The following is a 15,058-nucleotide window of genomic DNA, read 5'->3' as shown; positions in this document are numbered from 1 at the left end:
CTAAAATCCCCGCCGAATCCTCCCTCCGACATGACGGTGGCCGCGCGTGCGGCCCGGCCCCACTTTTTCCATGCAAGACAAATACACCCCTGCCGAGGTCGAGCGCGCCGCGCACAGCCACTGGACCGCCCGCGATGCCTACCGCGTGACCGAAGACGCGGGCAAGAAGAAGTTCTATGCCTGCTCGATGCTGCCCTACCCCAGCGGCAAGCTGCACATGGGCCATGTGCGCAACTACACGATCAACGACATGCTCACGCGCTACCTGCGCATGAACGGCCACAACGTGCTGATGCCCATGGGGTGGGATGCCTTCGGCCTGCCGGCCGAGAATGCGGCGCTCAAGAACGGCGTGCCGCCCGCGCAGTGGACCTACGACAACATCGCCTACATGAAGAAGCAGATGCAGGCGATGGGGCTGGCCATCGACTGGTCGCGCGAGGTCGCCACCTGCGACCCCGACTACTACCGCTGGAACCAGTGGCTGTTCCTGAAGATGCTCGAAAAGGGCATCGCCTACCGCAAGACCCAGGTGGTGAACTGGGACCCCGTGGACCAGACCGTGCTGGCCAACGAGCAGGTGATCGACGGCCGCGGCTGGCGCACCGGCGCCCTGGTCGAAAAGCGCGAGATCCCGGGCTACTACCTGAAGATCACCGATTACGCGCAGGAGCTGCTCGACCACGTGCAGATGGGCAATGCCAAGGCCTCGCTCACCGGCTGGCCCGACAAGGTGCGGCTCATGCAGGAGAACTGGATCGGCAAGAGCGAGGGCGTGCGCTTCGCCTTCACGCACGACATCCGCGGCGACGACGGCCTGCTGATCGGCGATGGCCGCATGTACGTCTTCACGACGCGTGCCGACACCATCATGGGCGTGACCTTCTGCGCCGTCGCGCCCGAGCACCCGCTGGCCGCGCATGCCGCGCGCTCCCGGCCCGAGGTGGCGGCCTTCGTCGAAGAGTGCAAGAGCGGCGGCACCACCGAGGCCGAGCTGGCCACGCAGGAGAAGAAGGGCGTGCGCACGGGCCTCACGGTGACGCACCCGCTCACGGGCGAGCCCGTGGACGTGTGGGTGGGCAACTACGTGCTCATGGGCTATGGCGACGGTGCCGTGATGGGCGTGCCTGCGCACGACGAGCGCGATTTCGCCTTCGCGCTCAAGTACGGCATCGAGATCAAGCAGGTAGTGCTGGTCGATGGCGAGACCTTCGACTACCACCGCTGGCAGGACTGGTACGGCGACAAGCAGAACGGCGTCACCATCAATTCCGACAGCTTCAGCGGCCTTTCCTACCGGGACGCGGTGGCGGCCGTGGCCCATTCGCTGCAGGAAAAGGGCCTGGGCGAGAAGAAGACCACCTGGCGCCTGCGCGACTGGGGCGTTTCGCGCCAGCGCTACTGGGGCACGCCGATCCCGATCATCCACTGCGACGAACACGGCGCGGTGCCGGTGCCCGAAAAGGACCTGCCCGTGGTGCTGCCGCAGGACTGCATCCCGGACGGCTCGGGTAATCCGCTGCACAAGCACGAAGGCTTCCACGCGGGCGTGACCTGCCCCGTGTGCGGCAAGGCCGCGCGCCGCGAGACCGACACCATGGACACGTTCGTGGATTCGTCGTGGTACTTCATGCGCTACTGCGACCCGAAGAACGCCGACGCCATGGTGGCCGGCGGCGCCGACTACTGGATGCCGATGGACCAATACATCGGCGGCATCGAGCACGCGATCCTGCATTTGCTCTACGCACGCTTCTGGACCAAGGTCATGCGCGACCTGGGCCTGGTGAAGGTCGACGAGCCCTTCACCAAGCTGCTCACGCAGGGCATGGTGCTCAACCACATCTACTCGCGCTGCAACGACAAGGGCGGCAAGGAGTATTTCTGGCCGCACGACGTGGAGAACCTCGTGGACGAGGCCGGCAAGGTCACCGGTGCGCGCCTCAAGAACGCCGTGGGCGGCCTGCCGGTGGGCACGCCGATCGACTACGAGGGCGTGGGCACGATGTCCAAGTCCAAGAACAACGGTGTCGATCCGCAGGAGCTGATCGAGAAGTACGGCGCCGACACGGCCCGGCTCTACACCATGTTCACCGCGCCGCCCGAGGCCACGCTGGAGTGGAACGATGCCGCCGTGGAGGGCAGCTACCGCTTCCTGCGCCGCGTGTGGAACTTCGGCGCCAAGCTCACCGGCATCGACGCCGCGGCCACCGAGGCGGCCATCCAGGGCGCGCGCAGCCTGCAGGACGTGCCCTTCGGCAAGGAGGCCAAGGCCCTGCGCCTGGAGATCCACACGGTGCTCAAGCAGGTGGACTACGACTACCAGCGCATGCAATACAACACCGTCGTCTCCGGCGCGATGAAGATGCTCAACGCGCTGGAGGACTTCAAGGCGGTGGATGCGCCCGGCGGCCTCGTCGCGCTCATCGAGGGCTTCGGCATCCTGCTGCGCGCGATTTACCCGGCCACGCCGCACATCGCCCACGGCCTTTGGAGCGAGCTGGGCTACGCGGGCGCCCTCGGCGACCTGCTCGATGCGCCCTGGCCGCAGGTGGATGCTGCGGCGCTGGTGCAGGACGAGATCGAACTGGTGCTGCAGGTCAACGGCAAGCTGCGCGGCGCGATCCGCGTGCCAGCCTCGGCCGACAAGGCCGAGATCGAGCGCCTCGCCCTCGCGAGCGAGGACTTCCACAAGCACGCCGCCGGCGCCACGCCCAAGAAGGTCGTGGTCGTGCCGGGCCGGCTGGTGAACGTGGTTGTCTGACCCGTTGCGCCCCGTTTACCGAACCCACCGCATAGAGAAGAGAGCCCGCTTCATGCTGCTGCGCAAACGCACGCTCCTGACCCTGCTGGCCACGGCGCCCCTGGCGGCCGGCCTCACCGCCTGCGGCTTCCGCCTGCGCGGCGCGCCGGAATTCCAGTTCCGCACCATGTACATCCAGGCCGGCGGCGGCTCGCTGCTGGCGCGCGAACTGGAGCGCACCCTGCGCGGCGCGGGCGGCAACCTCACGGTGCTGCGCGAGCCCGCCGACCTGCCCAAGGCCGAGACGGTGTTCGAGTTGCTCTCGGAGCAGCGCGAGCGCGTGGTCGTGGGCTACAACGCGTCCGGCCAGGTGCGCGAGTTGCAGTTGCGCCTGCGCATCCGCTTCAAGCTGCGCAACCAGCAGGGCGTGGAACTCATCCCGCCGACCGAGCTGCTGCAGCAGCGCGACGTGAGCTACAACGAAAGCATCGCGCTCGCCAAGGAAGCCGAAGAGGCGCTGCTCTACCGCAACATGCAGACCGACCTCGTGCAGCAGCTGCTGCGGCGCCTCGCCGCCGCGCGCCCACAGGGGTGATTGCTATGTATTTAATAGCAAACTATTCAATGGAATAGGCGGCATGAAGGGGTTTTTGCCATGAGTGCCACCGTGCCATGCAAATTGCGCTGAACCAGTTGGCCGCGCACCTCCAGAAGGGGGTGCGCCCGCTCTACACCGTGCATGGCGACGAGCCGCTGCTGCAGCAGGAAGCGGCCGACGCGATCCGTGCGGCCGCGCGCGCGCAGGGCTACACCGAGCGCAGCAGCCACACGGTGGCCGGCGCGCACTTCGACTGGAGCGCCGTGCTGGCCGCGGGCGGCTCGCTCTCGCTCTTCGCCGACAAGCAGATCGTGGAGATCCGCATCCCCTCGGGCAAGCCCGGCAAGGACGGCGGCGCGGCGCTGCAGCAGATCGCCGCCAGCGCGGCGGGCAACGACAGCACGCTGACCCTGGTGCTGCTGCCGCGGCTCGACAAGGCCACCCGCACCGGCGCGTGGTTCTCGGCACTCGACCGCGAAGGCGCGAGCGTGCAGATCGACCCCGTGGAGCGCGGCGCGCTGCCGCAGTGGATCGCCCAGCGCCTCGCGGTCCAGGGCCAGCGGGTGGCGGCCGGAGAGGAAGGGCAGCGCACGCTGCAGTTCTTCGCCGACCGCGTGGAAGGCAATTTGCTCGCCGCGCACCAGGAGATCCAGAAACTCGCGCTGCTGCACCCGCCCGGCGAACTCTCGTGGAGCCAGGTCGAGGCCGCGGTGCTCAACGTGGCGCGCTACGACGTCTTCAAGCTCTCCGAGGCCGTGCTCTCGGGCCAGGTGGCGCGCATGCAGCGCATGCTCGACGGCCTGCAGGCCGAGGGCGAGGCCGAGGTGCTGGTCCACTGGACGCTGGCGGAGGACATCCGCTCGCTCAAGCGCGTGAAGGACGCCGTGAATGCCGGCAAGCCGCTGCCCATGGCCCTGCGCGAGAACCGCGTCTGGGGCCCGAAGGAGCGGCTCTTCGAGCGCATCGTGCCGCGCTTCTCCGACGCCTCCGCGGCGCGGCTGCTGCAGTCCGCGCATGCCGTGGACGGCATCGTCAAGGGCCTGAAGGTGCCCGACTGGCCCGCCAACGGCTGGCAGGCCCTGCACCGGCTGGCGCTGCAGCTGTGCAAAGCCGTGCGGTAGCTTCCCCTCCGTGGGTCGCCTCCGGCCTCAGGGCGTGGCTTCGGCGATCTGGCCGCTTGCCCTGTCCATCCAGGTCTGCAGGTTGTCGATGAGGCCGCTCTGGCTGAACGAGCAGCTTTCCTCGGAGAAGAGGGCGGAGGATTCGAGGCGGTCCAGCAGGTCGGTGAGCACCTGGGCGTAGCGCGGGGGCAGGGCGGTGAGCAGCGCCGGCTGGCTGCGCGCGAGCTGGCTGAAGGCGTGCGGCGCCATGCGGGCGGCCTGCAGCTCTGCCAGGGCGGCGGTGAGGGTGGCCAGTGCGTCGGCGGGCCGGGCGGCGTGGGGTGGAGTCGTCGTCATGGCGCGCGAGGGTAGCAAAGCCGGGGCGTGGCGGGCCGCGCGGAAACCCGGGCCGGGCAGGTGGCAGCGCCGATGCGTCAAAATCACGCCCCATGAACGCGCCGCACATCGCCGAAACCCTCCATGCCCTCGGTTCCCAGGCCAAGGCCGCCTCCGCGCTGATGGCCCGGGCGCCGTCTGCCGTCAAGCGCCGGGCGCTGCTGGCACTGGCCCGCCGCCTGCGCGAGAGCACCGACGCGCTGCAGGCGGACAACGCCCGCGACCTGGACCGTGCCCGGGCCGCGGGCCTGGCCGAGCCGATGGTGGACCGCCTCAAGCTCTCCCCCAAGGTGCTGGAGACCTGCGCGCTCGGCTGCGAGCAGCTCGCCGCCATGGGCGACGTGATCGGCGAGATCTCCGGCATGCGCGAGCAGCCCAGCGGCATCCGCGTGGGCCAGATGCGCGTGCCGATCGGCGTGTTCGGCATGATCTACGAGAGCCGCCCCAACGTGACCATCGAGGCCGCCAGCCTGAGCATCAAGAGCGGCAACGCCTGCATCCTGCGCGGAGGCTCCGAAGCGATCGATTCCAACCGCGCGCTGGCGCGGCTCGTGCAGGAGGCGCTGCTGGAGGCCGGCCTGCCCGCCGATGCCGTGCAGCTCGTGCAGACCACCGACCGCGAGGCCGTGGGCCACCTCATCGCCATGCCGCAGTACGTGGACGTGATCATCCCGCGCGGAGGCAAGGGCCTCATCGAGCGCATCAGCCGCGAGGCCAAGGTGCCCGTCATCAAGCACCTGGACGGCAACTGCCACACCTACGTGGACGACCCCTGCGACGTCGCCATGGCCGTGAAGGTGGCCGACAACGCCAAGACCCAGAAGTACAGCCCCTGCAATGCGAGTGAGGGCCTGCTCGTCGCGCGCGGCGTGGCGGCCGGGTTCCTGCCGCAGATCGGCGCCGTCTATGCCGCCAAGGGCGTGGAGATGCGCGGCTGCCCCGAATCGCTGGCGCTGCTGGCCGACGTGCCGGGCGCGCTGCTGGTGCCCGCCACCGAGCAGGACTGGTCGGAGGAATACCTCGCGCCCATCATCAGCATCAAGGTGGTGGACGGCCTGGACGAGGCCATCGCCCACATCAACCGCTACGGCAGCCACCACACCGACGCCATCCTCACGCGCGACCACATGCATGCGCAGCGCTTCCTGCGCGAGGTGGATTCGGCCAGCGTGATGGTGAACGCGAGCACGCGCTTCGCCGACGGCTTCGAGTTCGGCCTGGGGGCCGAGATCGGCATCAGCACCGACAAGTTCCATGCCCGCGGCCCCGTGGGCATCGAGGGGCTCACGTCGCTCAAGTGGGTGGTGCTCGGCGAGGGCGACATCCGCACCTGAGGCCGGAGCGGGCCGCACCGGCCTGCGCCCCCACCCCTCTCCCTTCCTTTCCTCTCCGGTCCTTTCCGCATGAAGATCATCATCCTGGGCGCGGGCCGCGTGGGCGAGAGCGTGGCCGACAGCCTGGTGTCCGAGCAGAACGACATCACCGTCATCGACACCGACGGCCAGCGCCTGCGCGACCTGGAGGCCCGCTTCGACCTGCGCGGCGTGGTGGGCAGCGGCATCGACCCCGAAGTGCTGGCCGAGGCCGGCGCCGCCGACACCGACCTGCTGATCGCCTGTGCCGCGCTGGACGAGACCAACCTCGTGTGCTGCAAGATCGCCCACCTGCTCTTCAACGTGCCCACGCGCATCGCGCGCGTGCGCTCCTCCGGCTTCGACGCCTCGCAGGATCGCGGCGGCGCGATGCTCGGCAAGGAAGGCTTCGCGGTCGACCGCATCATCTGCCCCGAGGAATCGCTCACGCGCTACATCGGCAAGCTCGTGCAGTATCCCGAAGCGCTGCAGGTGCGCGAATTCGCCGGTGGCCGCGCCTGCCTCGTCTCGGTGCGCGCGCGCGGCGGTGCGCCCGTGGTCGGCATGCGCATTGCCGATGTGCGTGCCAGCGCGCCCGATGTGGCCATGCGCGTGGTGGCGATCTACCGGCGCTTTCCCGAGGAGCCCGACCGGTTCGTGGCCTGCGACGGCGCCACGCGCATCGAGGCCGGCGACGAGGTGTTCGTGCTCGCGGCGCGCGAGCGCATTCCGCAGGTGCTGGCGGCGCTGCACCAGCGCGACGGCCTGGCGACGCGGCCGGTGCGCCGCATCATGGTCGCGGGCGGCGGCCGCGTGGGCCTGCGGCTCGCGCGGCAGCTCGCGCAGCAGGGCGGCTTCCACATCAAGATCCTCGAATCGGATCCCGACCGCTGCATCGCGCTGGCCTCGGTGCTGCCGCCCGAGGTGCTGGTGCTGCAGGGCGACGCCACCGATGAGGACCTGCTGGGCGACGAGTGCATCGAGGACGTGGACCTCTTCCTTGCGATCACCGACGACGACGAGGACAACATCATGGCCTGCCTGCTCGCCAAGCGCATGGGCGCGAGCCGGGTGCTGGCGCTCATCAACCGCCGCTCGTACGCCGACCTCATGCACGGCACGCAGATCGACATCGCGCTCTCGCCCGCGCAGGCGATGCTCGGCGAACTGCTGGCCTACGTGCGCCGCGGCGACGTGCAGGCGGTGCACAGCCTGCGCCGCGGTGTGGCCGAGGCGCTGGAGATCGTGGCGCGCGGCGACCGCAAGAGCTCGCGCGTGGTCGGCCGCAAGGTGGCCGACATCCACCTGCCGCACGACGTGCACATGGGCCTCATCGTGCGCGGCCTCAGCGAAGGCGCGTCGGCCGTGGCGGGCGAGGGCCAGTCGGTGCCGCCGGGCGAGCCGGAGGTCATCATCCCGCACAGCCACACCGTGATCGAGAGCGGCGACCACGTGGTCTTCTTCCTGCCGCACAAGCGGCTGGTGCGCGAGGTGGAAAAGGCCTTCCGCGTGAGCGCGACGTTCTTCTGATCCGCATGGCGATCCCTTCCGCGCTCTCCGACGCCCTGCCGGACCTGCTGCCCGTGCTGCGCGTGTTCGGCGCGCTGCTGGCGATGTTCTCCTTCGCGCTGGGCGTGCCACTGGCGGCCGCCTGGTGGGGCGGCGAGGGGCTGTGGCCGATCTATGCCGCATGCCTCGGGTTCACGCTCGTGTGCGGCGGCGCGCTCTGGTACGGCCTGCGCCGGCATGCGCGCGAACTGCAGCCGCGCCACGGCGTGATGCTGGTATCGCTGGTCTGGCTCGTGCTGCCGCTGTTCGCGTCGCTGCCGCTGCTGCTGACGCTCCATGCCATCGACCGGCCGATCGGATTCACGCACGCGTATTTCGAGGCGGTGTCCGGGCTGACCACCACCGGCTCCACGGTGCTGGCCGGGCTCGACAGCCTGCCGCTGTCGATCAACCTCTGGCGCACCTTCATGCAATGGATCGGCGGCATGGGCATCTTGATCCTGGCCGTCGCCGTGCTGCCGCTGCTGGGCGTGGGTGGCAGCCAGCTCTTCAAGGCCGAGGCCGCCGGGCCCGTGAAGGACACCAAGCTCACGCCGCGCATGACCCAGACCGCCAAGGGGCTGTGGGGGGTGTATGTCGTGTTCTCGCTGGCCTGCGCACTGGCTTTCTGGGCCGGCGGCATGGCCATGCCCGACGCGCTCATGCACATGTTCGCCACCGTGAGCCTGGGCGGGCTGTCGCCCTACGACGCGAGCTTCGGGCATTTCCAGTCGCCGCTGCTGGAGATGGTCGCCGTGGTCTTCATGGTGCTCGCGAGCTGCAATTTCGCGCTCTACTTCGTTGCGCTGCGCAAGGGCCACTGGCGCACTTGCTGGCGCGATCCCGAGCTGCGCGCCACGGTCTGCACGCTGCTGGGCAGCGGCGTCTTCGTGGCGCTGCTGCTGTGGGCCAAGGGCGTATACGGCCCGCTCGATGCCCTGCGGCACGGCCTCTTCCACACCGTGTCCGTCGCCACCACCACGGGCTTCGCCACCACCGACTACCTCGGCTGGCCGGTGTTCGCGCCCGTGTTCCTGCTCATGCTCTCGGGCGTGGCGACGAGCGCAGGCTCCACGGGCGGCGGGATCAAGATGGTGCGCGTGCTCATCCTGCTGCAGCAGGCGCGGCGCGAGATGACGCGGCTCGTGCATCCGCGCGCCGTGCAGCCCGTGCGGCTGGGCCACGCGGTGGTCGAGAACCGCATGATCTTCGCCGTGCTGGCCTACATGCTGGTCTACGCCGCCACGATCACGGTGCTCAGCATGGTGCTGCTGCTCACCGACCTCGACGTGGTCACGGCCTTCAGCGCCGTGATCGCGAGCGTGCACTGCACGGGGCCGGGCCTCGGCCTGGTCGGGCCGGCCGCGAACTATTCGGTGCTGACCGATTTCCAGCTCTGGGTGTGCACGCTGGCCATGCTGCTCGGCCGGCTGGAGATCCTCAGCTTCATGGCCCTGCTCACGCCCGCGTTCTGGCGGCGGTGACCGGCGCGGGCGGCCGCGGGCAGGGCTTGCGAACCTGCTCCGCGCCCCCAAATCCCTACAATCGACTCCACTTTCGGCGCTCCGCCGCCTTCCCTGCTTTCCGAGGGCTTCCATGGTTCCGCATCTCATCACCGCCCTCACGGGGCCGATCAACGAGCTCGAACAGCGCATCCTCGACGCCATGCCCGCGATCGAGCGCTGGTTCCGGCTGGAGTGGATGGAGCACACCCCGCCTTTCTATACATCGGTCGACATCCGCAACGCCGGCTTCAAGCTCGCACCGGTCGACACCAACCTCTTCCCGGGCGGCTGGAACAACCTCACCACCGAGATGCTGCCCCTGGCCGTGCAGGCCGCCATGGCTGCGATCGAGAAGATCTGCCCCGAGGCGCGCAACCTGCTCATCGTGCCCGAGAACCACAGCCGCAACACGTTCTACCTCGCGAACGTGATCCAGCTGCAGCGCATCTTCAACATGGCCGGGCTCAACGTGCGCGTGGGCTCCATCAGCCCCGAAATCAAGAAGCCCACCACCGTGACGCTGCCCAACGGCGATTCCGTCACGCTCGAGCCCGTGGTGCGCACGAAAGGGCGGCTGGGCCTCAAGAACTTCGACCCCTGCACCATCCTGCTCAACAACGACCTCTCCGCCGGCCCGCCGGGCATCCTGGAAGAGCTGCACGAGCAGTACCTGCTGCCGCCGCTGCACGCGGGCTGGAGCGTGCGCCGCAAGAGCCGCCATTTCCAGAGCTATGAAGAAGTCTCCAAGCGCTTCGGCAAGCTGCTGGGCATCGACCCCTGGCTCATCCATCCGCTCTTCAGCCACGGCGAAGGCCTGGATTTCGCCGAGGGCAACGGCGTGGAGGCCCTGCGCTCGGCCGTGGACGCGCAACTGGCCAAGGTGCGGCGCAAGTACAAGGAATACGGCATCAACGAGAAGCCCTTCGTCATCGTCAAGGCCGACAACGGCACCTACGGCATGGGCGTGATGACCGTGCGCGACGCGAAGGACCTGGACGCGCTCAACCGCAAGACCCGCAACAAGATGGCCATCATCAAGGACGGCCAGACGGTGAGCGACGTCATCATCCAGGAAGGCGTGCTGACCCAGGAGCGTGTGCACGAGGCCGTGGCCGAGCCCGTCGTCTACATGATGGACCGCTACGTGGTGGGCGGCTTCTACCGCATGCATGCCGAACGCGGCGTGGACGAGAACCTCAACGCCCCCGGCGCCAGCTTCGTGCCGCTGGCCTTCGAACACAGCACGCACCTGCCGCAGCCCGGCGCCCGCCCCGGCGCGAGCGCCCCCAACCGCTTCTACATGTACGGCGTGATCGCGCGCCTGGCCATGCTCGCGGCCAGCTACGAACTCGAAGCCACCAACCCCGAGGCCGAGATCTACGACTGACTGAGCCGCCCCGCTCGCCCTGCCACGGCGGAGCGCGGGGCGCCAGGGACAGTTGTTGCGTTGCAACAAGGCCCGGCCCGACTGGGTGTGGCAGCCACACCTTGTCACAATAGCGGTCCCCCAATACCGGAACCCCGCCCGGCGCCGTGCCGGCGGGCCCTGCAGTGCAAAGCTCCAAATCCTCGCTTGCGGCGCTCACCCTCGGCGCCATCGGCGTCGTGTACGGCGACATCGGCACCAGCGTGCTGTATGCGGTCAAGGAAGTGTTCGGCTCGGGCCACGTGGCCTTCACGCCCCAGAACGTCTACGGCGTTCTCTCGATCCTTTTCTGGACACTCACCACCATCGTCTCGTTGAAATACGTCGTGCTCGTGCTGCGGGCCGACAACAACGGCGAGGGCGGCCTGATCGCCATGCTGGCGCTGGCCTCGCAGGCCGTGAAGGACAAACCCCGGCTGCGGGCGTCGCTGCTGGGCATCGGGATCTTCGGCACCTCCCTCTTCTACGGCGATGGCGTCATCACCCCCGCGATCTCGGTGCTTTCCGCGGTGGAGGGCCTGGAGGTGGTCTCGCCGCATTTCCGCACGGCCGTCATCCCGCTCACGCTGGTCGTGCTGTTCTGCCTGTTCGTCGTCCAGAAGCGCGGCACGGGCGGCATCGGGCGCTATTTCGGGCCCGTCACGCTCGTATGGTTCGCCTCCATCGCGGCCCTGGGCGTGCCGCACATCGTGGGCCACCCCGAGATCCTGGGAGCGCTGAGCCCGCACTACGCGCTCGGCTTCATCTGGAACAACCCTGGCACCAGCTTCATCATCCTCGGCGCCGTCGTGCTGTGCGTGACGGGCGCCGAGGCGCTGTACGCCGACTTAGGCCACTTCGGCAAGAAGCCGATCCGCCTCGCCTGGTTCAGCGTGGCCATGCCGGCGCTCACGGTCAACTACTTTGGCCAGGGCGCGCTGCTGCTGGCCGACCCCGAAGCCGTCAAGAACCCGTTCTACATGATGGCCCCCGACTGGGCGCTGATCCCGCTCGTGGTGCTCGCCACCATGGCCACCGTCATCGCTTCGCAAGCCCTCATCACCGGCGCCTTCAGCGTGACCAAACAGGTCATCCAGCTGGGCTATCTGCCGCGCCTGAACATCGTGCACACCAGCGTGCGCGATACCGGGCAGATCTACATCCCCTTCGTCAATTGGGCGCTGTTCCTGGCCATCGTGGTGGCCGTGGTCATGTTCCGCTCCAGCAGCAACCTGGCAGCCGCCTACGGCATCGCGGTCACGCTGGACATGCTCATCACCACCGTGCTCACCTTCTTCGTGGTCCGGTACGGCTGGGGCTATCCGCTGGCGCTGTGCATCGGCGCGACCGGCTTCTTCTTCGTCGTCGACTTGGCCTTCTTTGGCTCCAACCTGCTCAAGCTGCTGCAGGGCGGCTGGTTCCCGCTCATGATCGGCTCGATCGTCTTCACGCTGATGATGACCTGGAAGCGCGGCCGGGCACTGCTCAACGAAAAGCTGCGCGATGACGCCATCGACCTGCGCGACTTCCTCACCGCCGTGTTCGTGAGCCCCCCCACGCGGGTGGAGGGCACGGCCGTGTTCCTCACGGCCGAGCCCGGTGCCGTTCCCAACGCGCTGCTGCACAACCTCAAGCACAACAAGGTGCTGCACCAGCAGAACCTCTTCGTCACCGTGCGCAGCCACGAGGTGCCCTGGATCGGCCTCGACAAACGCCTGCAGGTCGAACCGCTGGGTGGCGACTGCTGGCAGGTCATGGTGCACTACGGCTTCAAGAACGACCCCGACCTGCCCGGTGCGCTGGCCCTCATGCGGGGCCGCGGGTGCGAACTCGAAGCCATGACCACCAGCTACTTCCTGTCGCGCGACGTGGTGATCCCCACCATCGGCAGCGGCATGGCGCCCTGGCGGGAGAAGCTCTTCGCCCAGATGCACCACAACGCGAGCGGCGCGGCGGGTTTCCTGAATCTGCCGAGCAATTCGGTGGTCGAACTGGGTTCCAAGATCGAGATTTGAGCCCGAGTGGCCCCATGCCGCCGGATCCATTCGATACTTCGCTATCAAAAATGTAGCGATCGGCCGGGGTGACAGAATGCGCCCCCTTATGCGTTCCTTCTTCAGAGATTCCAGCCTCTCGACGACAACGGCCGGTTTCTTGGCCGTGCTGGTCGGTTTCACCAGTTCCGTGGCCCTGGTGTTCAAGGCGGCACAGGCGTTCGGCGCCACCCATGCCCAGATCAGTTCGTGGATGTGGGCCCTCGGCCTGGGCATGGGGCTGTGCTCCCTGGTGCCTTCCCTGATCCTGCGGCAGCCCGTGATGGTGGCGTGGTCCACGCCCGGGGCGGCCGTGCTGGCGTCCGCGGGCCTTGCCGGCGGGTATTCCATGGGCGAAGCCATCGGCGCGTTCATGCTGTGCGCCGGTCTGATCGTCCTGGTCGGTGCCACGGGCTGGTTCGAGCGCGCCATGGACCGCATCCCGGTGCAGATCGCCTCGGCCCTGCTGGCCGGGGTCCTGGCGCGGTTCGGCATGCAGGCGTTCGCCGCGGCCCAGACGGCCTTGCCGCTGGTGGTGCTGATGCTGGTGAGCTACCTGCTCGCGCGCCGCCTGGTCTCGCGCTATGCCATCGTCGCCACGCTCGCGGTGGCCGTCGCCTACACGGCGGGGCGGGGGCAGGTGGCGGTGTCTGCCATCCCTCTGGAGTGGGCCGTGCCGGTTTTCACACCACCGGAATTCAGCCTCGGCGCCTTCGTCGGCCTGGCGCTGCCCCTTTTCATCGTGACGATGGCATCGCAAAACCTGCCGGGCGTCGCCGCCATCCGCGCCGCGGGGTATCCGCTGCCCATCTCGCGCCTCGTCACCATGACGGGCCTGGCCACCCTGGTGCTGGCCCCGTTCGGTGCCTTCGCGCTCAATTTCAGCGCCATCACCGCGGCCATGTGCATGGGCCCCGAGGCGCACGAAGACCGCTCGCGCCGCTACACCGCGGCGGTGGCTTGCGGCGCGCTATATATCGTCATTGGCCTGTTCGGCGCCGTCGTCACCGGGTTGCTGACGGCCTTTCCCCAGGAACTCGTCGTTGCCATCGCCGGGTTGGCGTTGCTGGGGACCATCGGCTCCGGGCTCACGTCGGCCCTGCGCGACGATGCGTACCGGGAGGCAGCGCTCATCACTTTCCTCGTGACCCTCAGCGGTGTCGTCATCGGCGGCGTGGGCTCGGCGTTCTGGGGCGTCGTCGCCGGCGTGCTCACGCTATTTGTGCAACAGTACGGGCGCCGCCGCGCCAGCGGCGCCTGATGCCCTTCTTTGCAGCTTGACGACCATGAACCTCCTTTTCGTTGCGGATCCTCTCGAACACTTCAAGATCTACAAAGACACCACCTTCTCCATGATGCGGGAGGCCCAACGCCGCGGACACACCATTAGCGTGTGCGAGCCGCGGCACATCCGCTGGGCCAAGGGCACCAAGGTGCTTGCGCGGGTCCGTGACATCCATCTGACGGGCGAGACGGACGCCTGGTTCTCCGTGGCGGGCGAGCGCGAGGCGGAGTTGTCTGGCTTTGGCGCAGTGCTCATGCGCAAGGACCCACCTTTCGATAGCGAGTACTTCTATGCCACGCACCTGCTGGAGCAGGCGGAGCGGGAAGGGGCCCGGGTATTCAACAAGCCCCGGGCGTTGCGAGACCATCCCGAGAAGCTGGCCATCATGGAGTTTCCTGACCTGATCGGGCCCACGCTCGTCACGCGCGACGCGCAGGACGTGCGGAAGTTTCACGCAGAGCACGGAGACATCATCCTCAAGCCGCTCGACGGCATGGGCGGGATGGGCATCTTCCGCGTCAAGGCCGACGGCCTGAATCTGGGCAGCATCATCGAAACCCTCAATCGGGACGGCGCCCAGACCATCATGGTCCAGAAATTCCTTCCCGAGATCTCTGAGGGGGACAAGCGTGTTCTCATCATCGGAGGCCAACCGGTCCCATATTGCTTGGCCCGCATTCCGCAGGGCTCGGAAGTGCGCGGAAATCTCGCCGCAGGCGGGAAAGGGGTTGCGCGGCCACTGACCGACCGGGACATCGAAATAGGGCAACGTTTAGGCCCTGTGCTCCTGGAGCGTGGCATGCTGCTCGCCGGGGTCGACGTAATCGGAGACTGCGTGACGGAAATCAACGTCACCAGCCCCACCTGCTTTCAGGAGATCTTGGAGCAGACTGGATGTGATGTGCCGGCGCTATTCATTGACGCCTTGGAAAAAGAATTGGAAATTTCCTGACGGCCATGGGTTCGTGTGTATACTAGCGGGCTTCGCTAAGAGGAATTGCTGAGAGTGCTGTAGGAGACGAAGGCGCGGTGGTTCTGGTTGGTGGGGGTGGTTGAAGAAAGATTGCTGAGAGTTGCGCTGGTGGTAAAAACT

The 15,058-nt window shown here is 68.0% G+C and carries 11 protein-coding genes; 10 read left to right on the top strand and 1 reads right to left on the bottom strand.

The genetic code is table 11. From position 1 onward, the window contains the following. Positions 1–70: 70 nt before the first annotated feature. From leuS to holA, 3 genes are all read left to right on the top strand, one after another. Positions 71–2,764, top strand: a complete 2,694-nt coding sequence (leuS, locus tag BM144_RS13360) for a leucine--tRNA ligase (protein WP_092953044.1) — start codon at positions 71–73, stop codon at positions 2,762–2,764. A 52-nt stretch (positions 2,765–2,816) separates the two neighbouring features. After that, positions 2,817–3,338, top strand: coding sequence for an LPS-assembly lipoprotein LptE (locus BM144_RS13355; RefSeq protein WP_175526017.1), 522 nt, complete (start codon positions 2,817–2,819; stop codon positions 3,336–3,338). 77 nt (positions 3,339–3,415) lie between these two features. After that, positions 3,416–4,462 carry a DNA polymerase III subunit delta gene (gene holA, locus BM144_RS13350; RefSeq protein ID WP_092953042.1) on the top strand — a complete coding sequence of 349 codons (1,047 nt, stop codon included), beginning with the start codon at positions 3,416–3,418 and terminating at the stop codon, positions 4,460–4,462. Positions 4,463–4,489: 27 nt separating this feature from the next. Here holA and BM144_RS13345 read toward each other — a convergent pair whose 3' ends face one another. Continuing rightward, positions 4,490–4,798 carry a hypothetical protein gene (locus tag BM144_RS13345; RefSeq protein ID WP_175526016.1) on the bottom strand — a complete coding sequence of 103 codons (309 nt, stop codon included), beginning with the start codon at positions 4,796–4,798 and terminating at the stop codon, positions 4,490–4,492. Positions 4,799–4,890: 92 nt separating this feature from the next. Between BM144_RS13345 and BM144_RS13340 the strand changes: the two genes are divergently transcribed. The 7 genes from BM144_RS13340 to gshB all read left to right on the top strand — a co-directional run bounded on the left by BM144_RS13340 (position 4,891) and on the right by gshB (position 14,917). Beyond that, positions 4,891–6,171, top strand: coding sequence for a glutamate-5-semialdehyde dehydrogenase (locus BM144_RS13340; RefSeq protein ID WP_092953040.1), 1,281 nt, complete (start codon positions 4,891–4,893; stop codon positions 6,169–6,171). A 69-nt stretch (positions 6,172–6,240) separates the two neighbouring features. Beyond that, positions 6,241–7,719 carry a Trk system potassium transporter TrkA gene (gene trkA / locus BM144_RS13335; RefSeq protein WP_092953038.1) on the top strand — a complete coding sequence of 493 codons (1,479 nt, stop codon included), beginning with the start codon at positions 6,241–6,243 and terminating at the stop codon, positions 7,717–7,719. Between the two features lie 35 nt (positions 7,720–7,754). After that, positions 7,755–9,221, top strand: a complete 1,467-nt coding sequence (locus tag BM144_RS13330) for a TrkH family potassium uptake protein (protein ID WP_092953352.1) — start codon at positions 7,755–7,757, stop codon at positions 9,219–9,221. Positions 9,222–9,333: 112 nt separating this feature from the next. Beyond that, positions 9,334–10,629 carry a glutamate--cysteine ligase gene (gene gshA, locus BM144_RS13325; protein WP_092953036.1) on the top strand — a complete coding sequence of 432 codons (1,296 nt, stop codon included), beginning with the start codon at positions 9,334–9,336 and terminating at the stop codon, positions 10,627–10,629. A 164-nt stretch (positions 10,630–10,793) separates the two neighbouring features. Beyond that, positions 10,794–12,662, top strand: a complete 1,869-nt coding sequence (locus BM144_RS13320) for a potassium transporter Kup (protein ID WP_092953034.1) — start codon at positions 10,794–10,796, stop codon at positions 12,660–12,662. Between the two features lie 88 nt (positions 12,663–12,750). After that, positions 12,751–13,941, top strand: coding sequence for a benzoate/H(+) symporter BenE family transporter (locus BM144_RS13315; RefSeq protein ID WP_092953032.1), 1,191 nt, complete (start codon positions 12,751–12,753; stop codon positions 13,939–13,941). Positions 13,942–13,966: 25 nt separating this feature from the next. Beyond that, on the top strand, positions 13,967–14,917 hold the full coding sequence (gshB, locus tag BM144_RS13310; protein WP_092953030.1) for a glutathione synthase: 951 nt from the start codon (positions 13,967–13,969) through the stop codon (positions 14,915–14,917). The last annotated feature ends 141 nt before the right edge of the window (positions 14,918–15,058 follow it).

This window comes from Paracidovorax konjaci (assembly GCF_900112675.1).
GTDB classification, from domain to species: Bacteria; Pseudomonadota; Gammaproteobacteria; order Burkholderiales; family Burkholderiaceae_C; genus Paracidovorax; species Paracidovorax konjaci.
This window is presented reverse-complemented; position numbering and strand designations above follow the sequence as displayed.

Excerpts from the sequence above, each read along its gene's own strand:
- leuS (WP_092953044.1), top strand. The coding sequence starts at position 71 with ATGCAAGACAAATACACCCCTGCCGAGGTCGAGCGCGCCGCGCACAGC.
- BM144_RS13355 (WP_175526017.1), top strand. The coding sequence starts at position 2,817 with ATGCTGCTGCGCAAACGCACGCTCCTGACCCTGCTGGCCACGGCGCCC.
- holA (WP_092953042.1), top strand. The coding sequence starts at position 3,416 with ATGCAAATTGCGCTGAACCAGTTGGCCGCGCACCTCCAGAAGGGGGTG.
- BM144_RS13345 (WP_175526016.1), bottom strand. The coding sequence starts at position 4,798 with ATGACGACGACTCCACCCCACGCCGCCCGGCCCGCCGACGCACTGGCC.
- BM144_RS13340 (WP_092953040.1), top strand. The coding sequence starts at position 4,891 with ATGAACGCGCCGCACATCGCCGAAACCCTCCATGCCCTCGGTTCCCAG.
- trkA (WP_092953038.1), top strand. The coding sequence starts at position 6,241 with ATGAAGATCATCATCCTGGGCGCGGGCCGCGTGGGCGAGAGCGTGGCC.
- gshA (WP_092953036.1), top strand. The coding sequence starts at position 9,334 with ATGGTTCCGCATCTCATCACCGCCCTCACGGGGCCGATCAACGAGCTC.
- BM144_RS13315 (WP_092953032.1), top strand. The coding sequence starts at position 12,751 with ATGCGTTCCTTCTTCAGAGATTCCAGCCTCTCGACGACAACGGCCGGT.
- gshB (WP_092953030.1), top strand. The coding sequence starts at position 13,967 with ATGAACCTCCTTTTCGTTGCGGATCCTCTCGAACACTTCAAGATCTAC.